The sequence below is a fragment of the uncultured Aquabacterium sp. genome (genome assembly GCF_913773725.1).
In the GTDB taxonomy this organism is placed as follows: Bacteria; Pseudomonadota; Gammaproteobacteria; order Burkholderiales; family Burkholderiaceae_C; genus Aquabacterium.
Map to the genome: position 1 here is coordinate 106,016 of NZ_CAJYGK010000053.1, position 24,678 is coordinate 130,693.

Sequence of the window (24,678 nt, forward strand, 5' to 3'; positions counted from 1 at the left end):
CCGTGTGTCAGGGCGCATCACGGCATCAGGGGGGCGGCCATGGCATGGGCCTCGACGCGCCGGAATGCCGCTGCCTGGTGGTCGAAGTCCCAGCGCTCGATGACGGCGTCGGTGGCCGAGCCCTGCCCCAGGCGGATCAGGTTGACGGAGTTGGGCGCGTGGCCGCGCACCCGGCGGGACACCGCGGTGCCTGCCTGGACGTTCCACACAGGTGCGGCAAAAGGCGCTGCGCCAGCGCGCGCGATCGGATGGATGGACGGCAGGTGGATGTGGCCGCTGAGCACCACCTGCATGCCCGCCTCGGCCCAGCAGGACAGGGCGCGGGCATGGCCGCGCAGGAGGTTGCGTCGGTCCTGCGGCTGGGTCACCCACAGGGGCTGGTGCACCACGACCACCCGGAGTTGGCCGGGCGTGCCGCGGCGCAGGCGGGCGGCCACGCGCTCCACCTGGGCGGCCGACACCTCACCGTGCTTGTGCCGCCATGCCCGTGTGGTGTTGACGCCGAGCACCAGCAGGTCGGGCAGGGACAGGCAGACATCGTCCGGGGGGCCGAACGCCCGGTGGTAGCGGCGGTAGGGATCGAGCAGGCGCGCCGGCAGGTTGAACAGCGGGATGTCGTGGTTGCCCGGGACGCAGACCGTGTGGCGCGGACGCAGGCGGGCATGGAAGCGCCGTGCGGCGTCGAACTCGGCCCCGCGGGCACGCTGGGTGATGTCGCCCGACCAGACGAGCACCTCGGGTTGCTCTTGCGCCCACAAGGCGGCCAGGGCCTCGAGTGCTGCGGGGCACTCGGTCCCGAAGTGGGTGTCGGACATCTGCAGCAGCACCGGCATGCCGCCCTCATGCCGGCACGAGCAACTGCAGCCGCTGCGGCGCCACCGTGAAGCGCAGCGGGGTCTGCATGAAGGTGGTTTCGCCGTCCGTGGCGACCTTGAGTCGCCGTGGCTTGCGGGGCAGGCGCGGGCTGAGGGTCAGGGTGTGAAACGGCAGGCAGGTCACGGCTTCCGCTTCGGCAAGCCGGCCGGCTGCACCGCGCAGCAGCAGACCGAGCATCTGCATGCGGCTCATGGGGGCCGTCATGATGGCCATCAGCTGGTCCTCACCGGGCTGTGCGGCTGCATCCAGCCCCAGTTGCTGGAGCTGCAGCGCGTTGTTGCCGACAAACAGGGTGGGGGTGACGACGGTCGTGGCCTGGCCATCCACCTCGAGCTGGATCACCCAGTTGCGATGCGGGCGCAGCACGGTCAGCAGGCCGGCCAGCATGGCGACCGGGCGGCTGCGCCCGAGCCGGCCCTTGATCTCCTCCCGGTCATCGAGCGCCCGCGCGTACAGTCCCATGCTGGCATTGACCAGGAAGGGCCGGCCGTTCACCAGGCCGACGCGCACCGGCTGGATGCGGGCATTCAACAGCCCTTGCAGGGCGGCTTCGGTGTCGGTCGGAATGCCGTGAGCGCGGGCCACATAGTTGAACGTGCCTTGTGGCAACACCCCGAACGGCAGACCGGTGGGCAGCACCAGTGCGGCCAGCGCGTTGACCGTGCCGTCCCCGCCGGCCGCCACCACGGCGCCGCCGCTGGCGCGTGCCGCATCGACGGCGCGCCGGCCGGCGCGCGCCAACTCGCGCGGGTGGCGCAGGGCGTGCAGTTCGTAGCGGCGGCCTGCCGCGTCCAGCACCTGGCGCAGCGTGGCCATGCAGTCCGCGCTGTCCGGGCGGCCCGAGCCCGGGTTCAGCACGATGTGCAGCGGGGCGTCGGACAGGAGGGCGGCACCGTCATCCGGCTGGGGCCACCCGCTGCCAGGAGCCCCACCCGACCCGAGCGGCTCGGCCGGCGTGCACGCCGGCGCCTGCGCCATTCGAGGCAGATCGGCGCGCAGCAGGGGAGGCGGTGTGACGGGCATCGGGGTTCCTGGGTGCACCCCCGGGCGGCAAACGGCATGCCCGCAGGCCGTCCTATGATGCCGATCCTGGAGAGCCCCCATGTCGACCACGGTTGCCCATCACGAAGTGGAGTTCATCGCCATCCGGGCGCAAGGCCCGGGCGGGCAGAACGTGAACAAGGTGTCGAACGCCGTGCACCTTCGCTTCGACGTGATGGCTTCCTCCCTGCCCGAGGCCATCAAGGCCCGGCTGCTGGCGCTGGGCGACCAGCGCATCAGCAAGGACGGGGTCATCGTGATCAAGGCGCAATCGGCCCGCAGCCTGGCCCAGAACAAGGCCGAAGCGCTGGCGCGCCTGGAAGCGATGGTGGCCGAAGCGAGCGTGGTGCAGAAGGCGCGCCGGGCCACGCGGCCTACGCTGGGCTCGAAGCAGCGCCGCCTGAAGGGCAAGGCGGTGCGCGCCGAGGTCAAGGCCGGGCGCGGTAAGCTCACGTGGTGAGGCCGCGGCCCCCGGGCATGCCGTCCGATCTCCCGTTGTGACGCAGACCGTTCCCATGGACCCCTCCGATCCGGACCCCACCCCGCCAGCGCCCGACCTTGCCGCGGCCCTGGACCATGCCGCCGAGTTGCTCGCCCAGGCCGACGCCCTGATCGTGGCGGCCGGTGCCGGCATGGGCATCGATTCAGGCCTGCCGGACTTCCGCGGCAACGAAGGCTTCTGGAAGGCCTACCCGGCGCTGGGCCGGGCCCGCATCGATTTCTACGGCGCCGCTTCGCCGGACACCTTTCATCGCCGCCCGGGGCTGGCCTGGGGCTTTTACGGCCATCGGCTGGCGTTGTACCGCGCCACCGCGCCGCATGCCGGCTTCGGCATCCTGAAACGCTGGGGCGAGGGCATGCTGCAGGGCGTGCGGGTGTTCACCAGCAATGTCGATGGCCAGTTTCAGAAGGCGGGGTTCGACGCGGAGGCCGTGCACGAGTGCCACGGCTCCATCCACCATCTGCAGTGCCTGGGCCCGTGCAGCGACGCCATCTGGCCGGCCGATGCCTTTGTGCCCGATGTGGACGACGACGCCTGCCTGCTGCGCAACGCGCCGCCCACCTGCCCGCGATGCGGTGGGTTGGCGCGCCCGAACATCCTGATGTTCGGGGATGGTGGCTGGGTGGATGACCGGGAGTCGGCCCAGTCCGATCGACTGCGACGTTGGCTGGCACAGGTCAGCCGCCCGGTGGTGGTGGAACTGGGCGCCGGCACGGCGGTACCGACGGTGCGCCGTTTCAGCCACGCCGTGGTGCAGCAACTGGGGGGGCGCCTGGTGCGCATCAACCTGCGCGAGCCAGCGGTGCCCAGCCCGCTGGACGTGGGCCTGCCCATGGGGGCCCTGGCCGCCCTGCAGGCACTCGATGCCCGCCTGGATCAGGCGACCCGTCGCCAGTCTGGTTTGGACGCGGACTGATCGGCGGCAGGCGCGCTGGGAGGCCGCTGCCGGCGGGCGCCGCGCCCGAGCAGTGACCGCGGCAGCAACAGCGCTGCCGACAGGCTCAATACCGCGGCCATGGGCAGGTGCCCGGTGAAGCCGGCCCAGATGGCGGCCATCAGGCCCAGGGCACAGGCCACGGTGGCCATGACGCGCGAGCGTCGCCACGCGGAAGGGGCATGCACAGTTTCCACGGCGCCTCCTGAGGGGGATGGCGTGGCCGCTGAGGGCAGCAAATCGTGAGGGATGCCACGCGAAACGCCATTGAATGCCGATCAGGAGCCGGGCACAAGACCGGGGAACCCCGCGGTACCCGGGCGTGTTGCGGCTCAGAGGGCCAGGCGGCTGGCGTAACCCGTCATCTCCAGATACCCGCTGCCCACCGCCTGCCCGGTGGCGTCGCGCAGCACGCTCAGCCCTTCCCAGTAGACGCTGCCGGTGCTGCCCCGGCTGTCGAGCTCCTGGTTGTCCAGTTCGGCCTGCACGGTGTAGCGACGCCCTTGCGGCAGTGTGAGGGTCCAGCTGACGGGATAGGCGGCCCCGGTGGCCGGGCTGCGCCACACGCGGCCCGGCGCGAACTGCACCTCGCCATGGGTGAAGGCCCGCGCGGGCTGGCCCGGTGCCCGCCAGCTGCCGCCCGTCCACAGCGTGCTGCCATCGGCACGCCGCAGACGGAAGGCCGTCAGGGCGCTGCCGTCGGCCAGGTTCATGCCGATCCAGTCCCACCCCACGGCATCGGGGTGCATCACGGTCTCGCTCCATTCGTGGTCCATCCATGCCAGGCCCGTGACAGCCACGGCCTCGCGCGGTGGGCTGCTCTGGCCGGTGGGCCGCTTGAGCGTCAGGTGCCCGGTCGCCCGCAGTTGGGGGTGCGAGTAGTAGTGGCTGGCCTGGGTCACGTCAGGCCCCTTGCGGGAAAAGCCGGCCTGGCCCTGCAGCAGCACGGGCTGGGTCTGTGTGAAGCGCAGGTCGAGCACGAAATCGCCGGCCTCGATGTGACCGAGGTAGCGGCTCTGCTCGGGCGGGCCTTCGCGCCGCAGGGTCCAGTTGCGCAGGCGCACGGCGGTGTCCCGCGTGCTGGCCTCCGCCAGGCCGAAGCCGGCGCGGGCCAGGCGCTGGTCGTGCAGCAGGCGCCGGCCAGCCAGGTCGGTGACCGCAGCATGGGCGAACAGCAGCTGGTGTGGCGCAAAGGCGCTCGGGTTGCCGGGGGCCACGTCGGTGCGTGAGCGGAAGAAGGTGATCTGAAAACCGAAGCGCCGCGGGGCCTCGCCCTCGGTCTGCAGCGAGCCGGTCAGGTACCACCATTCGGTGCGGCTGCCCGGGTGGGCGCCGAAGTCGCGCGGAAAGCGCAGCGCGCGGCCGGGCTTCGGGATGTCTTCCGGCGAGCGGCCGTCGGCCGGCACGGCTGCGCTTTCCTGCGCGGCCAGGGTTCGGCTCGGCAACAGGCTCCATCCTGCAGACAGGCTCATGATGTGAGCCAGATGCATGCGGCGTGACACGCCCATCACCAGTCCTCCTTCACCGCCATCACGGCGTCATGGCCTGCGGCGGCGCGCCCGGCCAGCCAGGCGGTCAGCGTGCCGGCGGCCACCACGCTGGCACACAGGGCGGCCAGGCGCCAGCCGGGCAGCATCAGGTCCATGGTCCAGTGAAAGCTTTGCGGGTTGACCACGTGCACCAGCACCACGCTCACCGCCACCCCCAGCCCGAGGCCCAGCAGCGCCCCCACGCCCGTCAGCGCCGCGCCTTCGCCCGCCACGGTGGCCAGGATCTGCCGCCGGGTGAAGCCCAGGTGGCCCAGCAGGCCGAACTCCTTGCGCCGAGCCAGCACCTGCGCCGAGAAGCTGGCCGCCGTGCCGAACAGGCCGATGCCGATGGCCACCGCCTGCAGCCAGTAGGTCACGGCAAAGCTGCGGTCGAAGATGCGCAGCGTGACCTCCCGGATCTGCCGGGGTTCGGCGAACTCGAGCAGCGCGCCGTCCAGTCCTTGCTGGCTGGCCAGCGCCCGGATGCGGGTCTGCAGCACGTCGGTGCGGGCCTCCGGAGTCAGCCACAGCGCCAGGTCGTTGAGCGCGCGGTCATCGGTCAGGCGCTGGTAGTCGGACTCGGTCAGCACCACGGCGCCCTGCTGACGGGCATAGTCGCGCCACACGCCGAGCACGCGCGTGGCCACAGGCGGCTGGCCTGCGCGCAGGGGCAACAGCAGGCGGGTGCCCGGGCGGGCGCCGTACAGGTCGACCATGGCCTCGCTCACCCAGGCCCCCACTTCGCCCGGTTGCAGCGCGCGGGTCGGCCACGCCTGCCCCACCAGCGGCAGGTCGCGTGCCGGATCCGCCAACGGGCGCGCGATCAGGGCAATCGCTGGCTGGGCCGGGTCGAGCCGGAGGTCGACCACGCGCACGCCCTCGGCCCGGCGCACCCCCGGCAGCGCGCGGATGCCGTCCAGCAGCGCGGGGCCGAGGTTCAGGGTGTCGGTATGGTCGCTGCTGGTGGCCGTGCGCGCATACAGGTCGGCCGGCAGCACCACATCCAGCCATTGGGTGACCGACTCGCGGAAGCTGGCCACCATCACCGTGAGCGCCACCGACAGGCTGAGGCTGGCCACGACCCCAGCGATGGCGACCGTGGCGGTGTGGCGCATGCGCCGGGCCCGTTCCATGGCCAGCAACGCGGCCGGGTGGCGGGGGGCCGGCAAGGTGCCCAGCATGGCGCCGACGGCGGCCGGCACGCAGGCGATGCCGCCCATCAGGATGGCCGCCACGGCCAGGTAGGCCCACAGCGGCACCCCACCGACCGGCGGCAGCAGGGCCATTCCGGTGCCGGCGATCAGCAGGCCGGGCCCGATCCACGCGGACCGTCCGGCCCCGCCCAGTTCGCCCAACCCTTTGAGCGCCTGGGCCGGTGCCAGCCGCTGTGCGGCGCGGGCCGGCAGCCAGCCACCGGCGAGCGCGGCGACGATGCCCAGACCCCCATACAGCGCCGCCGCACCGGGAGACCATTGGAGGGTGGGCGCGATGCCAGGGAAGTAGCCGCCGCCCAGGTCGCCTGCCAGCAGCCGCAGCGCCGCGGCCGCCAGTCCCGTGCCCAGGGCCAGCCCCAGCGCCGATCCCACCACGCCGATCAGCGCCGATTCGGCCAGCACCAGCTGCAGCCGCTCACGCGCGCCGAGGCCCAGCACGCCCAGCAGGGCGAACTGCTGCTGGCGTTTGGCCACCGACAGCGACAGGATGGAGAACACGAGAAAGGCCCCGGTGAACAGCGCAACCAGGGCCAGCACGGTGAGGTTGATGCGGTAGGCGCTCGACACGTTGGACACCCGCTCGCCGGCGTCCTCGCTGGCATCGGCGCTCACGCCGGGCGGCAGGTCCAGTGCCGTCCGCACGTCGGCGGGACGGGCGCCGTCCACCAGCTTGAGGTCCAGCCGCTGCAGGCGACCGAACTGGGCGAAAACCTGCTGTGCTCCGGCGATGTCCATCACCCCGAGTGCGGCGCCGCCTGCGCTGACCGTGCCGACCACCCGCAGGCGCTGCCAGCGCAGGCCGGCCTGGACCTCAATGACGTCACCGGCCTGCACGCCCAGGGTGCGCCGGGCGGCGGCGTTCAATGACACCGCGTCCGGCTGCAGCAGCGTGAAGCGTCCGTCGTCGGCACCCGCTTCCTTGGCCGGCACCTCGGTTTGTGGCGCCTGTCGGGGCATCAGCGATGGGGCCAGCGGGGCCGCAACCAGGGTGTCAAGCCCGAGGATCTGCAAGCTCACGGCCTGAGCCGGATTCTGGCCCGGCCGGCGCGCGCGGGTGCGCACCTCCACCACCGGGCTGGCCAGCGCCACCTGGGGGTGGGCCGCGACCCTGGCATACAAGGCCTCGGCAAAGCCGCCGCTGGCGGCCCGCAGTGTCAGATCGGCCTGGCCGTTGACGCTGCGCACGGCCGCGCTGAACTCGCTGAGCGCCGAGCTGTTGATCAGCTGCACCGAAAAAGCCAGGGCCACGCCCAAGGTCACGGCCAGCACCGCGGTGGCGTGCCGCAGCCCGTGGTGTCGCAGTTCGGGCCAGGAAAAGGCGCGCAGCAGGCGGCCCAGCGGAGAGGGGGCGGCCATCATGCCGACCCGCGCAGTTCGATCAGGCCCGTGGGCGTCAGTCGCAGCACCCGGTCCGCACGGGCCGCGGCGGCCTCGGAGTGGGTGACCATCACGCAGGCTGCGCCGTGTTGCCGGGTCTGGGCCACCAGCACGCCCATGACCTGTTCGGCGGTGCGCGGGTCGAGGTTGCCGGTGGGCTCGTCCGCCAGGATGAGGGCCGGACGGTGCACCAGGGCCCGCGCGATCGCCACGCGCTGCAACTGCCCGCCCGAAAGTTGCTGCGGCAGCCGGGCGCCCAGGCCGGCCAGCCCGACATCATCCAGCGCCTGTGCCACCCGGGCATCGTCCTGCTGGCCCAGCAGCATCAAGGGCAGGGCGACGTTCTGCGCCACATCGAGGTGGGGCAGCACATGGAAGGCCTGGAAGACGAAGCCCAGGTGCTGGCGGCGGAACAGGGCCTGGGCGGCCTCGTCGAGCGTGGTGATGGGCGTGCCCAGCACGGTGATCGTGCCTTCCGAGACGGTGTCGAGCCCCGCCAGAGCGTTCAGCAGCGTCGATTTGCCGACGCCGGATTCGCCCACGATGGCGACGAACTGGCCCGGCGCGACCTGCAGGTCGACCTGGGAGAAAACAGGGTCGGGGCCATAGCGTTTGGCCAGCTGGCGGACGTCGAGCATGGGCGTGAGCATATCGGCCTCTGCAACCGGGGCCCGGCAAGGGGTGGGGACAAGACCGCGACGCCAGCGCGTGCTTGGCGCTCTGCCCTACAGTGTCGGCCCATGTCGTCCTCGCCCCCTCCTTCCGCCCCCACGGCTGTGCCCAGCCCTTGTCGCAGCCAGTGCAAGCTGGACGAAGACAAGGTGTGCATCGGGTGCGGGCGCACCATCGACGACATCCGGGCGTGGCGTGACATGCCCGATGCCGAGCGGCTGGCCTGCGTGGCCCGGGCCGAGGCCCGCCGCCTGGCCGCTTCCGAGACCGCCTCGGCCTCGGACTCAGTGCGCGCCGCGGTTGAGCGTCTCTGAGGGGCTCTCGCCGAACAGCTTGCGGTAGTCCAGCGCAAACTGGCTCAGGTGCCAGAAGCCCCAGCGGGCGGCCACGTCCTGCACGCCCTGGCCTTGAAGGGCGGCCTCGCGCAGGTGGCGGCGTGCGCCATTGAGGCGGATCGCGCGCAGGTACTGGATCGGGCTCAGGCCCATCACCTCTTCAAAGCAGTACTGCAGCGTGCGTCGGCTCACGTGAAGGCGTTCGCACAGCTCGGGCACGGTCACCGCCTGGTCGGGGTGCGCGAGCACGTAGGCGTGGGCCTGCGTCACGACCTTCTGCCGACGGGCCAGACTGTGCCGCATCGCGGTGTCGACCTCGCTGGTGTCCAGCAGATCGAGCAGCAGACTCAGCACGGCGCCTTCCATGGCCTGCAGGTCGGCATCGCGGCGGGCCGCGGGCTGTGGCTCACTCAGTGGCAGCAGCCCGTCGAGTGCATGCATGCAGGCAGGCCTGCCGGGCGTCGTCGCGGGCGCGCAGCACCTCTGCCTGCTGCAGCGCGTGCCAGTCCAGCCGGCAGCCCTGCTGCGCGGCGGCGTCCATCAGCGCCTGGCGCTGCACGACCACGCCGAACAGGCTGTGGCGGTCCGGGGTGACGAGCTCGAAGCGCTCTCCACCCGGGCGCACCATCACGTCATGCGTGCCGTGCAGGCGGCCGTTGATGCGGGTGGGCAGGGTGGCGAGCGGGTCGGGCACGCCGAACCAGAAGGAGTCTGTCCAGACCTCGCACGACTGGCGCAGCGCCTGGCTGGTCTGTTCGCGGAAGACCTGGATGTGGGGCAGCCGCCATTCGGTGAGCCGGCCCACAAAGCGCCCCGGGCCCAGTTGATCGTAGTGCTGCTGCCAGGCCGTCAGGTTGTGGGCATGCTCGTCGACATCGTGGGCCCGCACCTCGTGCAGGCCCGCATGCGCGGACGCCAGGGCGCCCCACAGTGGGGCGGCCGGGGCCGAAGGGGCGTCGACAGGGCGGGCTGAGGGCATGGCGCAGGGCTGAAAACAACGTCAACCCTGCTTCAAGCAACTTTCCTACCCGTTTTGCGGTGCCCCCCGACGCCTGTCACCCGATCAGAAGGCCCGGGTCAGGCTGGCCACCCAGCGCGTGCCCACCACATTCCGTCCGCGCCCGTTGGAATCGAAGAAGGTCCACAGTGCGGTGTCGCCCTTCTTGGCGTTGCCGGTGTTGTGGCTGGCCGCCAGCGAGAAGGTCCAGGGGCCTTCCACGCGCGACACACCCACCTTCACGTCGGTGAAGTTGTACGGGCCGAAGTTCTTGACGATCTGGCGGCCGGCATGCAGGTTCAGCGTCCAGCCGGGGGCGATCTCGGGGTTCCAGTTGGCCTCGACATAGGTCGAGCCGCGCGAGCTCTTGTTGACCCCGCTGTAGGGATCGACCGCGAAGGCGGCCCAGTGCGAGCTGACCGCGTACCAGACCCCGACGGACGCCGCGCCCTGGCTCACGGCGGCGTGCAGCTCCTGGGTGTCGTAGCTGACGTGCTTGCCATCGGCGTCGCGCGTGAAGGCACCCGGGAACCAGTAGCTGATGAAGCCCAGCTCCAGGCCCATGCCGGCGCCGATCTCGGTGCGCCAGCCGCCGTACAGGTCGATTTCGGTGCCCGAGCTGTTGGCGTAGGCGGCATTCGACACGCCCGAGCCGAACAGGCCCGCGAACCAGCCGTTGGTGTGGGTGGCGTCGAAGGTCAGTTGGGCGGCCGGCTTGCCCTGGGTCTGCGAGACCCCGCGGAACAGGTAGTCGGACACCACGCCGGCGGTGCCGGTCAGGGTCCAGCCAGAGGCCGTGGTGGTCTGGGCGTGGCCGGCCAGCGGGGCAAGCAGCGCGAGCGAGGCGGCCAGGGCGATCGAAGGCAGGCGGCGCAGCGAGAGGGGCAGGGACATGCGTGAGGCTCCAGGGTGGTTGCGAAGACGTTCCCCAGTATTTCGGCAGTCGTGCGCCAAGCCTTATCAAGATTTGGCAAACCTGCAGGGGCGCCGGTGCTGCGCGGGGCAGGTTTGCCAAATTCCGATAACGCGGCGGCCGGGGTGCTTCCTACATTGAGGCTCAGCTCCATCCACCCGGCTGCCCGATCAGCCCGTCGCCGCCATGTCCACCCCTTCGTCACCCGGTTCGCACACCCTCAAACCCGTGCTGAGCACCCTGCAGCTCTGGGGCATCGCCGTCGGCCTCGTCATCTCGGGCGAGTACTTCGGCTGGAGCTTCGGCTGGGCCTCGGCCGGCACGCTCGGCTTCATGGTCACGGCGCTGTTCGTGGCCGCGATGTACACCACCTTCATCTTCAGCTTCACCGAACTGACCACGTCGATCCCGCATGCCGGCGGGCCGTTTGCCTACAGCCGCCGCGCCTTCGGGCCCACCGGGGGCTATCTGGCCGGGGCCGCCACCTTGATCGAGTTCGTGTTCGCGCCACCGGCCATTGCGCTGGCCATCGGGGCCTACCTCAACGTGCAGTTCCCATCGCTCGACCCCAAGACGGCGGCCCTGGGCGCCTACCTGATCTTCATGGGGCTCAACATCGTCGGCGTGCAGATTGCCGCCACCTTCGAACTGCTGGTGACGCTGCTGGCCATCTTCGAGCTGCTCGTCTTCATGGGCGTGGTCTCGCCCGGTTTCTCGGTGGCCAACCTGGTCAAGGGCGGTTGGTCCGGGCAGGACGAATTCAGCCTGGCGGCCATCCCCGGCATCTTCGCTGCCATCCCGTTTGCCATCTGGTTCTTCCTGGCGATCGAAGGCGTGGCCATGGCCGCGGAAGAAGCCAAGGACCCGAAGCGCTCCATTCCCGTCGCCTACATCGCGGGCATCCTGACGCTGGTGGCGCTGGCGATCGGCGTGATGGTGTTTGCCGGCGGTGCCGGCGACTGGACCCAGCTGGCCAACATCAACGACCCGCTGCCCCAGGCCATGAAGATGATCGTGGGCGAGAACAGTGGCTGGCTGCACATGCTGGTGTGGCTGGGCCTCTTCGGCCTGGTGGCGAGCTTCCACGGCATCATCCTGGGCTACTCGCGCCAGATCTTCGCGCTGGCCCGTGAAGGCTACCTGCCGGCCTACTTCGCCCAGGTTCATCCGCGCTTCCACACCCCGCATCGCGCCATCCTGGCGGGCGGCGTCATCGGCATCGCGGCCATCTACAGCGACGAGCTGATCCAGTTCGGCGGCCAGACGCTGACAGCCAACATCGTCACGATGGCCGTCTTCGGCGCGATCCTGATGTACATCCTCAGCATGCTGAGCCTGTTCAAGCTGCGCCGCAGCGAGCCGGGCATGGCGCGGCCCTTCCGTGCGCCGATGTACCCGGTCTTCCCCGCCATCGCGCTGGTCGGTGCCACCGTCTGCATGGTCGCCATGGTCTATTACAACTTCTTGATCTTCTGCGTGTTCGTCGCCATGCTGGCCGTGGGCTACGTCTACCACCGTGCCACGGGCCACCAGCGCACGGAGGCACCGACCGCGCCCGCCACCCCTGCCCTGCACTGACACGATGACCGGCTCTGCATCGCACCGCTACACCCACCGCGTCGGCACGCAGACCTTCGGCTTTCGCGACCTGAAGGACCTGATGGCCAAGGCCACGCCCGCGCGCTCCGGCGACCGGCTGGCCGGCGTGGCCGCAGGCTCGGCGCAAGAACGCGTGGTGGCCCAGATGGCGCTGGCCGAGTTGCCGCTGGCCACCTTCCTGAACGAGGCGCTGATCCCGTATGAGGAAGACGAGGTCACCCGCCTCATCCTCGACACGCACGATGCCACGGCCTTTGCGCCCATCGCCCACCTGACGGTGGGCGACTTCCGCAACTGGCTGCTGGCCGACGACACCGATGCCGATGCGCTGGCCGCGGTGGCACCCGGCATCACGCCCGAGATGGCCGCGGCCGTCAGCAAGATCATGCGCAACCAGGACCTGATCCTGGTGGCCCGCAAATGCGCGGTGCGCTCGGCTTTTCGCAACACCATCGGCCTGCCGGGGCGCTTTTCCACCCGGCTGCAACCGAATCACCCGACCGACGACGCCAGCGGCATCGCGGCCAGCATGCTCGACGGCCTGCTCTATGGCAGCGGCGACGCCGTCATCGGCATCAACCCCGCCACCGACAACGTGCCCCAGGTCATCAAGCTGGTGACCATGATGGCCGAGGTGATCGACCGCTACGAGATCCCCACGCAGTCGTGCGTGCTGACCCACGTCACCAACACCATCCAGGCCATCGAGCGCGGCGCGCCGGTCGACCTGGTCTTCCAGTCCATTGGCGGCACGGAGGCCACCAACCGCAGCTTCGGCATCGACCTTGCCGTGCTGGGCGAGGCCCGCGCGGCGGCGCTGTCGCTGCACCGCGGCACGGTCGGCGACGACGTCATGTACTTCGAAACCGGCCAGGGCAGTGCGCTGTCGGCCAACGGCCACCATGGTGTCGACCAGCAGACCTGCGAGGCCCGCGCCTATGCCGTGGCGCGTCACTTCAAGCCGCTGCTGGTCAACACGGTGGTGGGCTTCATCGGGCCAGAGTACCTGTACGACGGCAAGCAGATCATCCGCGCCGGGCTGGAAGACCACTTCTGCGCCAAGCTGCTGGGCCTGCCCATGGGCTGCGACGTCTGCTACACCAACCATGCCGAAGCCGACCAGAACGACATGGACGTGCTGCTGACGCTGCTGGCCGCGGCCGGCTGCACCTTCGTGATGGGCATCCCGGGTTCGGACGACATCATGCTGAACTACCAGACCACGTCCTTCCACGATGCGCTGTATGCGCGCCGCGTGCTGGGCTTGCGGCCGGCGCCCGAGTTCGAAGCGTGGCTGGCCCGCGTGGGCATCTTCAGCCAGGCCGATGCCGGCTTCCGCCTGCCGGAGGGCATGCCGGCCTTGTTTCAGCCTGCGCTCAAGGGGGCGGCCTGATGGCGCAGGATGATCGTTCCGACGCGCCCCCGCTGGTGCACGCCAACCCCTGGGCCGCGCTGCGCCACTTCACCGCCGCGCGCATCGGGCTCGGTCGGGCCGGCGTGAGCCAACCCACGCAGCCGCAACTGGCCTTCCAGCTGGCGCACGCCCAGGCACGCGATGCCGTGCACCTGGCGCTGGATCTGGACGCGCTGCAACAGGCGCTGGCTTCGCTCAAACTGGGCTGCCTGCGGCTGCACAGCGCGGCCACCGACCGCGACACCTACCTGCAACGGCCCGACCTGGGGCGAAGGCTGGATGCGGCCTCACGGGCGCAATTGACCGAGCGCCGTGATGCGGGCGGCAGCCGGGCAACGGCCGGGGCCGACGCGCCCACCGCTCGGCCCTACGACCTCGCCTTTGTCGTGGCCGATGGCCTGTCTGCGCTCGCCATCGGCAGCCACGCCCTGCCCTTTCTGCAGCGCATGGTGCCCCGCCTGCGCGACGAAGGCTGGCGCATCGCCCCGATCTCCCTGGTCGAACAAGGCCGCGTGGCCGTGGCCGACGAGGTGGGCGAGCTGCTCGGCGCCCGCCTGGTGGTGATCCTGATCGGAGAACGGCCGGGCCTGAGTTCACCCGACAGCATGGGTCTGTACATGACCTGGATGCCGCGTGTGGGCCTGACCGACGCCAGCCGCAACTGCATCTCGAACGTGCGCCCCGCCGGTCTGCCCTACGACGAAGCCGCCGACAAGCTGCACTGGCTGCTGACCGAAGCCCGCCGCCGCGAACTGACCGGCGTGGGCCTGAAGGACGAGACCGCCCAGCCCGCCGATGCCCTGGGGCTGGGCGCGCGCAACTTCCTGCTGCCGGACAAGGGGTGACGCGAGGGGGCTGGGGCCCGTCCTGTGCCCCGGCTTTCACCCGCCTGCCCCTGTGCCCATCAGGGCTTGGGGGAATCCGCCATGCCTCGCGGCCCGGTTCGGCCGAACAATGGGGTCATGGCTGTCAGCGTCTTCGACCTCTTCAAGATCGGCATCGGGCCCTCAAGCTCGCACACCGTGGGGCCGATGCGCGCCGCGCGGATGTTTGCCGAGCGCCTGCAGCGCGGCGGGGTGCTGAACCGCACTGCCCGCGTCACGGTGGCGCTGTACGGCTCGCTGGGCGCCACGGGTAAGGGCCACGGCAGCGACAAGGCCGTGCTGCTGGGTCTGGCCGGCCACGAGCCCGAATCGGTGGACGTGGATGCCATCCCGGCCGCGCTGGGCGCCATCCGCGAAGCAGGGCGCATCGCGCTGCTGGGGTCTCACGACATCGCCTTCGCCGAACGCGACGACCTGATCTTCCACCGCCGCGAATCGCTGCCCTTTCACGCCAACGGCATGGCGTGCAGGGCCTTCGACGACGCCGGCACCGTGCTCGACGCGCAGCGCTACTACTCGGTGGGCGGCGGCTTCGTGGTCAGCGAACAGGTGGCCGAAGACGGTCAGCGCCACAAGGTCATCGCCCCCGACACCACCGTGCTGCCGCTGCCGTTTCGCAGCGCCGACGAGCTGCTGGCGCTGGCGCGCCGTGAAAGCCTGAGCATCGCCGCCGTGATGCGCCGCAACGAACGCCACTGGCGCAGCGACGACGAGATCGACCGCGGCCTGCTGCGCATCTGGCGCGTGATGCAGGACTGCGTGGCCCGCGGTTGCGCCACCGACGGCACCCTGCCCGGGGGCTTCAAGGTGCGCCGACGCGCGGCCGAACTGCACCGGCAGCTGTCGGCGCCGCCCGATGCCGCCGCCGCGCAGGACCCGTTGCGCGCCATGGACTGGATCAACCTCTACGCCCTGGCCGTGAACGAGGAGAACGCCGCGGGGGGGCGGGTGGTGACGGCGCCCACCAACGGCGCGGCCGGCATCGTGCCCGCGGTGCTGCACTACTACCGCCAGTTCGTGCCCGGCGCCAGCGACCAGGGCGTCATCGACTTCCTGCTGACGGCCGGCGCCATCGGCATCCTCTACAAGGAAAACGCCAGCATCAGCGGGGCGGAGGTGGGCTGCCAGGGCGAGGTGGGTGTGGCCTGCTCGATGGCTGCCGGCGCGCTGTGCGCGGTGCTGGGCGGCACGCCCGAGCAGGTCGAGAACGCCGCCGAGATCGGCATGGAGCACCACCTGGGCCTGACCTGCGACCCGGTGGGCGGGCTGGTGCAGATCCCGTGCATCGAGCGCAACGCGATCGCGTCGGTGAAAGCCGTGAATGCGGCCCGCATGGCGCTGCGCGGCGACGGGCGCCACCACGTGAGCCTGGACAAGGTCATCAAGACCATGCGCGAGACCGGCGCCGACATGATGAGCAAGTACAAGGAGACGGCCCGCGGCGGGCTGGCCGTCAACATCGTGGAGTGCTGAGGAGCGAGCGGGTCAACGAGGGTGGCGGCCGCTCGGCGTGCGGGCGGCCATGCGGTGCTCAGCGGCGCACGCAGCGCTCGAAACCGTGGTTGCCGCCCTTGAACTCGGCCTCGTAATAGAACTTCTGGAAGCTGGCCTTGCCCTTGCGTACCGAGACCGTGCCCAGGCCGGTGCCGTAGTCCTTGGTGGACGGATCGGTCAGGGCAAAGGTGATGGCGATGTGCGAGCCCGTGGCCACGGCCTGACCCAGGTAGGTGCCGAAATCGGGCACGTCCATCTTGAACGCGTAAGCGCCATAAGCGCCCACGCTCTGCGACTTTTCGAGCGCCATGGTGACGACGGCGGTGTAGGGCCCCTCCTTGGCGTCCTGGCCGGTGCAGTCGTACACACCGCTGAGGTCAGGGCCCTGGAAAGGCTTGGCGGCGTGGGCGGGGAGGATGAGGGCGGCGGCGAGGGCCAGGATGGGGGTGAGGCGGGTGGGCATGGGACGAGCGGGAAGGGTGAGCGAGATGCTCTGATTCTGCCTCGGGCAGGACCCTGGTCGTTCAGCGGAGCAATCCAGATGGATCGCTGCCCGGACCACCAGCCTGTCTGGCCTGATCAGTGGAATAGACGGAACTGATGAACCCTGCCGGCCCCGGTCAGGGATGTGGTGCGTATAGATGCCTTTCTCGACATCTTCCCTGGGTGTGCTTTGAACAGGCGCTCGACATTGCTGTGCTTGTCCGTGCTCTCGTCAGCCTCCAGGTTGTTGCCGGTTCCGCCGAAGAAGAAGGCGATCTTCAGTGTGGTGGCGGTGGGCATACAGGTGTGGTCAAGGTGCTCGAAGCTGCTGCTCAGGGCTTCGTAAGGCTGTCGCGTGGCGTGACCTGCCGTGGAGGCCTCAGCGGGCTTGCTGGCGTTGATCATCGTTGCACGGTGGATGGTTGTGAGAGGCGCCTGGGCGTTGTTCGTCTCCGGTGATGGGCAGTTTCAGCCGTGGTGGGGAATAGCCGGGCGTCACGGCGGCTTCGACATGACCGTCGGGGTAGAAGTGCACCTCCAGCGCAGCAGGCTCGCCGCCTGAAAGGTCGGCGACAGGCACCTGAACCTCCCGAAAGAGGCTCTTGCGCCATTGATGGGTCTCACCGTATCTGTTGGTGGTCAAGTACGTGCAGTAACTGGCTGACCACCGAATGGTCACTTGTGCCTTGCTCGACGGGTTGAAGCTGTAGCAACACGTTGACTTGCCGCCGCCGGTCGTCGGGCTGCTCACAAAGACGTTGCCTCCGCCTGCTCCATTGACCGTGAAGCTGTCGATGTAGGTGTCCGTGTAGTTGTAGCCTTGAATCAAAAGACCTTGTAGGTCATGTGCTCCGCTCCCGCTTTCTGCCACTGGACTGGATGGGGACGCCACGCAAGCTGTGATGCCAAGGCAAGCGGTGAAGAATGCAGCGAAAGCTGAGCGAGGGCCCCCTGGCTGCACACGCGCTTCGTCGATGTTGAGTCCGTTCATGGAGCGCTGTACTTGTTATCGGGGCAGTCCTCGGTGGCGGGGGGCATCGGGTAATGATCCCAGGGCGCTTTCTGCGGAATCGGTGTGCGAGGGCCCTTGTAAACCGGAGACCAAGGCGCATAGTTGGACACCACCGCCCTGACGCTGCCATCCGGAAGAAAGTGAACAAACAGTGCACCCAGTTCGGCATAGCGATCAAGCGGGACCCGCCGTCGGAAACACCGCCATGTTCCCTCGCGCCAGTTGGCCACCTCCCACCGCACCTCGATACTGGTGGCAGCTGTCCACTTCATTGGAATGCGCGCACAGCAAACGACGCTACCGCCCTTCCCGGCCTGGAACCCATGGCGCCCGTCTACCCAGAAGTCCTGCACGCTGAGGTGGTCTGCCAAGTGGTCCACGCCCGTCATGCTGACGCCCTCCATGACCACACGCTCGCCCATGGCGTGACTGTTGTTCGCCCAGAGCGAGATCAAGAGTACAAGGATCGTGGATCGGAGGCCGTGAGCTCGGATCTGCCCTCTCATGCGATCGCACGCGGTCTGTCGGGGGCCGCAACATCCGGCGTCGCGGGCGTTGGCGGTCGCACATTGGAGATCAGCATCCTGTCCGAGCCCGCGTACACCTTGCGATAGCGGAGGTAGCCCGCCTTCGCAAGCAGGAAGGGTTCACGGCCTTCGGTCAGCATGCGAGGAATCTGCTTCGTCCGGTGGAACTCCATTGCAGCCTGGCGCTGAGCGTCGGTCAACCCGTCGCCATTTGGCATCTCCCGGCCGGCGTGGTGCCTCTGGCTTGCGCGCTCCGCCCGCTGGATCCGCTTGTGCCAATCTTCCAGCATGGCCTCCATGTCGTCCTGACTGTCCGGGTTACCGGGCACCAGCTTGAACCAGGCACGGGAGTCATGCACGTACTCGTCGAAGAAGGCGGCTGCGGCATCCGTGATCGGTGTGGCCGCATGCCACCATGTGGCCAGCTCTTCCCATTCGCGCGCGTGGTCGTCCGAGAAACCCGGAGACTGCCGTTTCGGCACGAAGTCCGGCCCCTTGCGCCGGAGCCACTGCTGGAAGGCGTCCAGCTCGTTTTCCAGTTCCCTGTTGGCCGAGTGCAGATCGTTCTGGTCGAAGGTGGAGGAACGCCTGAAACTTTCCGTTTCGTGCAGCGGCAGCGACTGACCGACGCGACGCAGCAGACGCCACTGGATGTACAGCTGGCGCTGCTCGCGGAAGATGTCGGTGAGCGACGATGGCCACACCGTCTGTCCCGACTGAGTCACGACGGGCTTGCCTGCCTGGCAGACCTCAAGGTAGCGGTTGAAGTCGTCGATGGTGCGCCGTGACAGCGCGAACCGCTTCTTGGCCTTGTCCGACGCCAACTCGAGCTTCAGCGGCACACCGGACAGGCGCGCCTCGCGGTACATCATGATAAGCGGAATGCGCGACAGCATGTCCTCGCCATCGGCGCTCAGGCCTTTGCCTTGCTCCTGCGGCGCGTAGCCACCGCCGATGTCGGAGTGCACGCCGGGCAGCACGATCTCCTGCATCTTCCCGTCGTACTGCCCGTTGACCGAGATCGAGTCTAGTGGAAAGCTGCGCCGTACCTCATGGGCGGCCACCAGGTGCAGGCAGCGCACATCCGACGGAACGCGCAAGCTGACTTCAGCATCCGACCAGGCCGAGTGCCCGTCGAGCCAGCGGCCGAACAGCGAGTTGCCCAGTGTGTTGGCCAGGCCCACTGAGGCCACGGTGTCGAAAATGCCGAGGAACTCGATCTCGAATGGGAAGCCACCCAGCGTCATTGCGTGCTTTGTGGACATGCCAGAGAGTTGCGCGTCGAGCTTGCCGAGCGCCTGCAGCCAGTTCACGAACACTCGTGCCTTGGTCGCGCCACGAGAGAAGCCGAAGACCGACACGTTGATCTTCTCGACCATACCGGGATCCAGCCGCGCCGGCTTCAAGTCTGGGCCGGTGGGCCAGTGTGGCCGGATCGCGTCGTGCAGCCGAGTCAGCAGGCCTGTGAAGGCCTCGCGGGTGGCGCGCGCTGGGTCTGTTGCGCCGTCGTCGCTGGGGTCGGCAAACCAGCCGCGCTCAGACAGCCGCTTCAACGTGCTGGCAGACAAGTACGTCCGGTTGGCGAGCCGGTGAGCCTCGTCGGCCGTGATCAGCATGGCCCCCTGCTTGAAGAAGCGATGCACGTTGTTGATAGCCTGGACCAATGCCCACACCAGACGGGCGCTGCCATTGTTGGCGGCCGCCGCACCGAGCGTGCCATCGAGCAGGCCCTTGCCGGTGTCGCCGATCTGCTTGAACTCGGTGCCAACCCCTGGCACATAGACCTTGAAGAAGTGCTTGTACAGCTCGGGCTTGTAGGCCCAGTCGGTGTCGGACGCGAGCACGCCGGGCACGCTCTGGCCCGGATAGACGTCGTAGAGGCGCGCGACATTGCTGTGGCAGTTGGGGGACTTGCGCTCTTCCTTCTCTTTGTGCTTCGTCGCTGCGGCCTGCGGGTCGCTCGGCTCACACGCCATGTAGTTGTTGCGCGTGCCGTCGAAAAAGAAGCCGAAGAACAGGTTGTACTTGCAGGACTCGCCGGGTTTGCCGTATTGGGGTTGTTCGCGGGACAAATATGGCTTCAAATCTCTGCGTTCGCGCCCATCGAAAACCACTTCGTAGTTGTCAGCCGAGGCATAGGAGCTTGAAATCAATTCGCTTAGCCGGATCATCTTGGCCTCTCCTCCGCAATCTGCTCCAACTGTTTTTTGCTATCGGCTAAGGAAGATTCGTACGAGGACGCCAGCCATTTCTTGTACTCAGGGTCGTCTGGACCACGGAATCGCTTAAGCTCATCAGGCCGTCGTCGCGCCGCATGGTTCCAAGCGTCTCTAAGCTCTTCCTCGGGGTTGAGTTGCAGGTTGCGGATAGATTCTTCGAAGAGCTTTACGTAGCCATTTGCTTGGTCGTAATAGATCTTCCAAATCTTCGTCCGGTAAGCCAGCGACGGCTGAGGCCAGCCTTTCACCGACCCTGTCCACTGCGGATGCTCTGGCGAGACCATGCTGTTGAGCACTTCCACCCGCCCATCCGCGAATTGCAGCACCCACAGCGTGCCGAGTTCTCCCGGCTCGTAGCGCGGCACTTCCACCAACTGCTCGGTCACGTCGTCGCGCACCCACTTCCCGCCTTCTGAGACGCCTTTGTAGCTGCGCACCTTGAGCTTCATGCCCGGCTGCCATTGACGCGGCAGGTCGAAGCAGCACATCTGGCCACCGGCGGAGAAAGGCGTGAGCTCGCCCGAACTGACGCGGTTGTCCGCGCGTGCGGTGTCGTAGACCGACATGCTGTAGTCGAAGTCGGTGTAGTTCACGCCCACCACGGGCAGGCCCAGCTGTTTGGGCGCCGAGCTGCATGCTGCGCTGCCAAGCAGCAGCACTAGGGCGGACAGGCGCCACACGGTTCGGGTGAAAGATGTGATCAAGCGAGGTTCTCCTCAGACCAGGCGCGCAAGGCGGTTTCCGTGTCTGGTGTGTTGGGCGGGGTGTCAGCCGCATCCGCGCGCCCGGCTTCCGATAGCCAGTGGTCGACCCAGTCAAGATGGGCGCGTTCCGGCAGCTTGTGTTGCTGGGCCGCCTCCAGTGCCTGGGCTGCCAGGCGATATCGCGCTGCGTGCGTCAACTGCTGATGGCGCCCTTGGGTCATGAAGCGAAACAGCATTTCGTCAACCGCTGCATCGTCCAGCATTTGATCGAACTGGTCCTGCTCGAGCGTCACTTCGTCCGGGATGGCGGCGTCGGGTGTGGCCTCGATCGGCAGTTCATGCCATGCGCCGTCGCGCCCGATGTGGTGCCAGGCGATGGCCGGGCCGATGAAAGCTGCACGCTGCGCATCGCTCAGGGCGGCGAGGAAGCCCGGCAGGCGTCGGGTATCCGGAAAGCGGCAGTTGAACCACTGGTTCTCGACTTGCACCACACACCAGGGGCGCAAGCGGGCCGTCCAGTCCTCCAACGGTTCGGGCGTGATCACGGCGCTGAGCGCCGGAGCCCCCGAGCCCGCCTGGAGCACAGTCAGCAAAGTGGTGTTGTGGGACGCAAAGGTGAGGGTCAAAGGGCTGACGCTGCGCAGCGTGGCCGGGTCACCCGGATTGCCATCGAACAAGGCAAGCCAGCGGGTCGAGGCCCCGAACCGTTGATGCGTACCCGGGACAAAGACGCTGTCAAACAGCAGGTGAACGTGATGCCCCTCCGGGAGGCGACCCAGCAGACGCTGCAGATGGTCAGCCCAGTCTGGCACCCAGGGATCGATGAAGTCGAGCGCCATGTCGATCAACCCACCGAGGTGAAAACAGGCGCGGCCGCCAGCGACTTTTTGAGGCATTCGACGCAGATGCTCTTGGGCATCTGAGGAAAGGTGGCACTTTGCTGCCCACCGCCCACCATCGCCTTCTTCCCCGCCTTCACCGTGATCTTCCCCGGACACTGCGCCGTGAAGCTGCCGCCTTCGATGATGATGCTCGCCCCCCCCGACACCGCCAGCACGACCTTCTTGGCCGCTGCGATGTTCACCACCCCATTCGCCGTCTTCAACTCCAGCGTCTGCTTGGCCGCCACCTGGGCCGCACCGGCCTGCGCCTGCATGTCCACTGCGCCTTGCGCAGCGATCATCGTCAGTCCCTTGCCAGCGGCTTCCGACCCCGGCTGAACGGCCCCTGCCAACACGCCGATGGCCTGCCCGGTGTGCACGCGCGCCTGCCCGCCCACGGCCACCTGCGTGTCCTGCCCGCTGGCGATCTGCACGGTGTCCTGCGCACTGAGGTGCAGGTCCTGTCCGGCTGTCAGGCCCAGCCCGGCCTTGCCGATCAGGGCAATGTTCGGGTCGGCCATGTGCGGCACCTTGCCCGTGCCGGGCGTGGTGCACTGGTCGGCTGCATCGCCGCAGGCCTCGCCCAGGCTGGCCGTGCTCACCATGCCGCTCAGGCTTTGGGTGAGTGCGGCCGCCGGGGCGGCGCGGTCGTTCAGCGCACTCTGGCCGGCGCCCAGTGAACCCGCCGCGGTGGCCACGCCCACCGTCTGGTGCGTGGTGGCCGCCTGGTGGAAGGTCTGGCTCAGTTGCTGCGCCTGCTTGGCCAGCGCCATGCCGGGTGCGTTGTCGCCGGCCGGCGTGGCGCTCTGGCCTTGCGCCTGCGGCAAGGCATAGGTGCTCAGCATCACGCCGCGCGCGGCGCGCAGGCCACCCCAGGCGTCGGTGCGCAGCTCCAGGCCCAGGCCGCGCAGGCTGCCGCGGTGGTTGTCGGCCTGGTGCAGCAGGTGGCCCATCTGCAGCCAGGTCTGCGCCTGCGTGGTGTGCAGGGCCAGGCGTTGCTGGCCGGGCGTGTCGTCGAACACCAGTTGGTTGTGGCCGCTGCCCCCGAACTCCTTGCTCTTGACGCCGCTGAGCGCGGCCGCGTTGGCCTGGCCCTCGTTGCCGTCGCTGGTGCTGCCGGGCGCCGCGCCGTGCCAGGCCGGGCTGTGGCCGCCTGCGCCGGCCGCCACGCAGTTCATCTGGCTGGCGGGGCGGTGGTCGGTCGATTGCGCCAGCGCGGTGGTGTCGGCCTGCGCGGTGTGGCCCCCGGGCGTGGGCGGGATGCCGGACTCGCCCTGGCCGTTGTAGAGCGCGCCGATGACCACGGGGCGGTCGATGTCGTTACCCAGAAAGCCCACCAGCACCTCCTGGCCGATGCGGGGGATGAACTGGTGGCCCATGCCGGGGCCGGCTGCGCGCTGCACGACGCGCAGCCAGCAGCTGTGGTCGGTGTTGGCGCGCTGCGGGGCAAAGGGGTTGGCCTGCCAGTGGAACTGTACGCGGATGCGGCCCTGGACGTCGGTGTACAGCTCGTCGGCGCCGCTGGGCGACACGGTGCCGCCGGGGCCCACCACGATGGCGGTTTGGGGCCCGAGCGCGGTGGGGCGCGGGCGGGGACGCAGGCCGGTGTCGTCCATCAGCACGGGGCGCCAGGGCACGTTGCGGCGCAGCGCTTCGAAGGCGCAGGCAAAGCCGGTGGCCGCCGCGCGCTCGCGCAGGGCGGTGGTGTCTGCGGCCGGCGTGCGGGCTTCGCCCAGCGGGGGGGCGCCGTCCAAGCCGTCCAGGCCGTCATCCAGCAGGTCGGATGCCCCGATGGCCTGGGCCACCGCCTCGCTGAGGTCTTTGGGCAGGTTGTTGATGCCGAGGGCCGTCACGCGGGTGGTGAAGAACTGCTTGTCTTCGTCGGCCAGGCCGAAGGCGGCCAGGGTGTCGAGCGTGCTGTGCGTGAGGGCGAACCAGCTGCCGGCACGCAGCGTGCGCACGGTGCCGCGGCCCAGCCAGGTCTTGTAGCGCGCTTCGTGGGCCTGTTGCAGCAGCGTGGCCAGGAAGGTGGCTTCGTCGCTGCCGCTGAAGAGCCAGTCGCCGGTCGGGTCGTAGCTGGCCAGCCAGCCTTGCAGGCTGCGGGCTTCGTCGCCACCCCAGGCGTGGGCCGTGGGCACCTCGGCGGTGATGGCGGCGTGGGCCTGCGGGTCCCAGCCCTGCACGACGGTGGCGGTGGGGCCCAGCGCTCGCCAGGCGCCCAGGGCCTGGATGCTGTCTTGTGCCTCCTGGCTGCTGCTGCCATGAAAGCGGATGCCGCCGTCGGCCATGCTGGTGGCGTCTTGCGGCTGGGCGGCGCTGTGCACGAAGAACACGAGGCGGTGGCCGCCCGGGGCGGTGTCGTCTTCTTCAACGCGCCAGGCAATGCCTTCTTCGGCCAGCAGGCGCTGCACGAAGGCCAGGTCCGATTCGCGGTACTGGACGCAATAGGTGCGCTGGCCGCCCTGGCTGGCGCACAGGCCTTGCGCCACGTGCTCGGCCACGCCGTCGTCCCAGTGCCAGGCGGCCACGCTGCGGTGGTCGGCGAACACGTCTTCGACGATGTCGATGACGCTCTTGTCCTGCCAGACGCGGCTGTGCAGCGTGTGGCCCAGCAGCGCGATCCAGGGCTGGATGACGAGGGCCTTGCGGGCCAGGCCGCCGTCGGCGTCAAGGCTGCGGGCTTCGGTGACGTAGCCGCTGCGACGCGTGCGGCGGCCGTCGGCCAGGGTGGTATGCAGCGTGACGGGCCGGGCGTAGAGCTGCTTGAGTTCGACATGGGCGTCGAGCACGAGGGCGTGCAGTTCGAGCCGGAAGGGCTCGGAAACAGCTTCGGTCAGCACGAAGCGCTCGACCATGAGGTCGGCAGGCAGCGGGCGCTCTGCGCCCACGCCGGTGAGGGTGTAGAGACGGGTGTCGGTCTGCCAGGCGGCGATCAACCGGCCCAGCAGGCGGCCGGGGCCTTCTGCCCAGCCGGAAAGCGCCCCGGACGCCACAGCGCCCGGCAGCCTCGTTGTGCCCATGCCCATGGACGGTTCCCTGATGTTGTTGGTGTGCGCAGTGCGCTTGAGCAG

24 protein-coding genes are annotated in these 24,678 nt (G+C 69.1%); 7 read left to right on the plus strand and 17 right to left on the minus strand.

Features of this window, described 5'->3' with window-relative positions; genetic code table 11:
- Positions 1-17: 17 nt before the first annotated feature.
- Positions 18-833 carry a metallophosphoesterase gene (locus QZ709_RS06350; RefSeq protein ID WP_294636414.1) on the minus strand — a complete coding sequence of 272 codons (816 nt, stop codon included), beginning with the start codon at positions 831-833 and terminating at the stop codon, positions 18-20.
- Between the two features lie 7 nt (positions 834-840).
- Positions 841-1,899, minus strand: coding sequence for a diacylglycerol kinase family protein (locus QZ709_RS06355; protein ID WP_294636415.1), 1,059 nt, complete (start codon positions 1,897-1,899; stop codon positions 841-843).
- A 79-nt stretch (positions 1,900-1,978) separates the two neighbouring features.
- On the opposite strand from QZ709_RS06355, the gene arfB reads away from it, so the two are divergent.
- Both arfB and QZ709_RS06365 read left to right on the plus strand, forming a co-directional pair.
- Positions 1,979-2,377 carry an alternative ribosome rescue aminoacyl-tRNA hydrolase ArfB gene (arfB, locus tag QZ709_RS06360; protein WP_294636416.1) on the plus strand — a complete coding sequence of 133 codons (399 nt, stop codon included), beginning with the start codon at positions 1,979-1,981 and terminating at the stop codon, positions 2,375-2,377.
- 55 nt (positions 2,378-2,432) lie between these two features.
- Positions 2,433-3,335, plus strand: a complete 903-nt coding sequence (locus tag QZ709_RS06365) for a Sir2 family NAD-dependent protein deacetylase (protein WP_294636417.1) — start codon at positions 2,433-2,435, stop codon at positions 3,333-3,335.
- Here the strand turns inward: QZ709_RS06365 and QZ709_RS06370 are convergent.
- The 4 genes from QZ709_RS06370 to QZ709_RS06385 form a co-directional block, all read right to left on the minus strand.
- Complete coding sequence (locus tag QZ709_RS06370) at positions 3,296-3,550, minus strand: hypothetical protein (protein ID WP_294636418.1); 255 nt, start codon at positions 3,548-3,550, stop codon at positions 3,296-3,298. The two genes, QZ709_RS06365 and QZ709_RS06370, sit on opposite strands and share 40 nt — an antisense overlap.
- 135 nt (positions 3,551-3,685) lie before the next feature.
- Entirely contained in the window at positions 3,686-4,825 is a 1,140-nt protein-coding gene (locus QZ709_RS06375; RefSeq protein ID WP_294636419.1) for a carotenoid 1,2-hydratase, read from the minus strand.
- 35 nt (positions 4,826-4,860) lie between these two features.
- Complete coding sequence (locus tag QZ709_RS06380) at positions 4,861-7,455, minus strand: FtsX-like permease family protein (RefSeq protein ID WP_294636420.1); 2,595 nt, start codon at positions 7,453-7,455, stop codon at positions 4,861-4,863.
- Positions 7,452-8,123: an ABC transporter ATP-binding protein gene (locus QZ709_RS06385; RefSeq protein WP_294636421.1), complete on the minus strand. Its 672-nt coding sequence runs from the start codon at positions 8,121-8,123 to the stop codon at positions 7,452-7,454. The genes QZ709_RS06380 and QZ709_RS06385 overlap by 4 nt, the downstream gene beginning before the upstream one ends.
- A 90-nt stretch (positions 8,124-8,213) precedes the next feature.
- Here QZ709_RS06385 and QZ709_RS06390 point away from each other — a divergent pair, with 90 nt between their 5' ends.
- Positions 8,214-8,459: a DUF1289 domain-containing protein gene (locus QZ709_RS06390; protein WP_294636422.1), complete on the plus strand. Its 246-nt coding sequence runs from the start codon at positions 8,214-8,216 to the stop codon at positions 8,457-8,459.
- On the opposite strand, the gene QZ709_RS06395 is transcribed toward QZ709_RS06390, so the two are convergent.
- From QZ709_RS06395 to QZ709_RS06405, 3 genes are all read right to left on the minus strand, one after another.
- The gene (locus QZ709_RS06395) at positions 8,430-8,921 is read right to left on the minus strand and encodes a helix-turn-helix domain-containing protein (RefSeq protein WP_366937148.1); all 492 of its coding nucleotides are present in this window, start codon (positions 8,919-8,921) and stop codon (positions 8,430-8,432) included. The two genes, QZ709_RS06390 and QZ709_RS06395, sit on opposite strands and share 30 nt — an antisense overlap.
- Positions 8,887-9,459: a hypothetical protein gene (locus tag QZ709_RS06400; protein ID WP_294636423.1), complete on the minus strand. Its 573-nt coding sequence runs from the start codon at positions 9,457-9,459 to the stop codon at positions 8,887-8,889. The genes QZ709_RS06395 and QZ709_RS06400 overlap by 35 nt, the downstream gene beginning before the upstream one ends.
- A gap of 84 nt (positions 9,460-9,543) precedes the next feature.
- The gene (locus QZ709_RS06405) at positions 9,544-10,371 is read right to left on the minus strand and encodes a TorF family putative porin (RefSeq protein WP_294636424.1); all 828 of its coding nucleotides are present in this window, start codon (positions 10,369-10,371) and stop codon (positions 9,544-9,546) included.
- Positions 10,372-10,576: 205 nt separating this feature from the next.
- On the opposite strand from QZ709_RS06405, the gene eat reads away from it, so the two are divergent.
- The 4 genes from eat (at position 10,577) to QZ709_RS06425 (ending at position 15,760) form a co-directional block, all read left to right on the plus strand.
- Positions 10,577-11,968 carry an ethanolamine permease gene (eat, locus tag QZ709_RS06410; RefSeq protein ID WP_294636425.1) on the plus strand — a complete coding sequence of 464 codons (1,392 nt, stop codon included), beginning with the start codon at positions 10,577-10,579 and terminating at the stop codon, positions 11,966-11,968.
- A 4-nt stretch (positions 11,969-11,972) separates the two neighbouring features.
- On the plus strand, positions 11,973-13,382 hold the full coding sequence (locus tag QZ709_RS06415) for an ethanolamine ammonia-lyase subunit EutB (protein ID WP_294636426.1): 1,410 nt from the start codon (positions 11,973-11,975) through the stop codon (positions 13,380-13,382).
- Positions 13,382-14,248, plus strand: coding sequence for an ethanolamine ammonia-lyase subunit EutC (gene eutC, locus QZ709_RS06420; RefSeq protein WP_294636427.1), 867 nt, complete (start codon positions 13,382-13,384; stop codon positions 14,246-14,248). Before QZ709_RS06415 ends, eutC begins: the two co-directional genes overlap by 1 nt.
- Before the next feature lie 117 nt (positions 14,249-14,365).
- On the plus strand, positions 14,366-15,760 hold the full coding sequence (locus QZ709_RS06425) for an L-serine ammonia-lyase (RefSeq protein ID WP_294636428.1): 1,395 nt from the start codon (positions 14,366-14,368) through the stop codon (positions 15,758-15,760).
- Between the two features lie 58 nt (positions 15,761-15,818).
- On the opposite strand, the gene QZ709_RS06430 is transcribed toward QZ709_RS06425, so the two are convergent.
- The 8 genes from QZ709_RS06430 to QZ709_RS06465 all read right to left on the minus strand — a co-directional run bounded on the left by QZ709_RS06430 (position 15,819) and on the right by QZ709_RS06465 (position 24,633).
- Positions 15,819-16,244, minus strand: a complete 426-nt coding sequence (locus tag QZ709_RS06430; RefSeq protein WP_294636430.1) for a hypothetical protein — start codon at positions 16,242-16,244, stop codon at positions 15,819-15,821.
- Between the two features lie 116 nt (positions 16,245-16,360).
- On the minus strand, positions 16,361-16,564 hold the full coding sequence (locus QZ709_RS06435; protein WP_294636431.1) for a hypothetical protein: 204 nt from the start codon (positions 16,562-16,564) through the stop codon (positions 16,361-16,363).
- Positions 16,565-16,643: 79 nt separating this feature from the next.
- Positions 16,644-17,255, minus strand: coding sequence for a DUF3304 domain-containing protein (locus tag QZ709_RS06440; protein WP_294636432.1), 612 nt, complete (start codon positions 17,253-17,255; stop codon positions 16,644-16,646).
- Positions 17,252-17,731, minus strand: a complete 480-nt coding sequence (locus tag QZ709_RS06445) for a DUF3304 domain-containing protein (protein ID WP_294636433.1) — start codon at positions 17,729-17,731, stop codon at positions 17,252-17,254. The genes QZ709_RS06440 and QZ709_RS06445 overlap by 4 nt, the downstream gene beginning before the upstream one ends.
- Before the next feature lie 47 nt (positions 17,732-17,778).
- On the minus strand, positions 17,779-19,875 hold the full coding sequence (locus tag QZ709_RS06450) for a DUF2235 domain-containing protein (protein WP_294636434.1): 2,097 nt from the start codon (positions 19,873-19,875) through the stop codon (positions 17,779-17,781).
- 95 nt (positions 19,876-19,970) lie between these two features.
- The gene (locus QZ709_RS06455) at positions 19,971-20,726 is read right to left on the minus strand and encodes a DUF3304 domain-containing protein (protein ID WP_294636436.1); all 756 of its coding nucleotides are present in this window, start codon (positions 20,724-20,726) and stop codon (positions 19,971-19,973) included.
- On the minus strand, positions 20,723-21,622 hold the full coding sequence (locus tag QZ709_RS06460) for a DUF4123 domain-containing protein (protein WP_294636437.1): 900 nt from the start codon (positions 21,620-21,622) through the stop codon (positions 20,723-20,725). The genes QZ709_RS06455 and QZ709_RS06460 overlap by 4 nt, the downstream gene beginning before the upstream one ends.
- Positions 21,571-24,633, minus strand: coding sequence for a type VI secretion system Vgr family protein (locus QZ709_RS06465; protein ID WP_294636438.1), 3,063 nt, complete (start codon positions 24,631-24,633; stop codon positions 21,571-21,573). Before QZ709_RS06465 ends, QZ709_RS06460 begins: the two co-directional genes overlap by 52 nt.
- Positions 24,634-24,678: the final 45 nt, after the last annotated feature.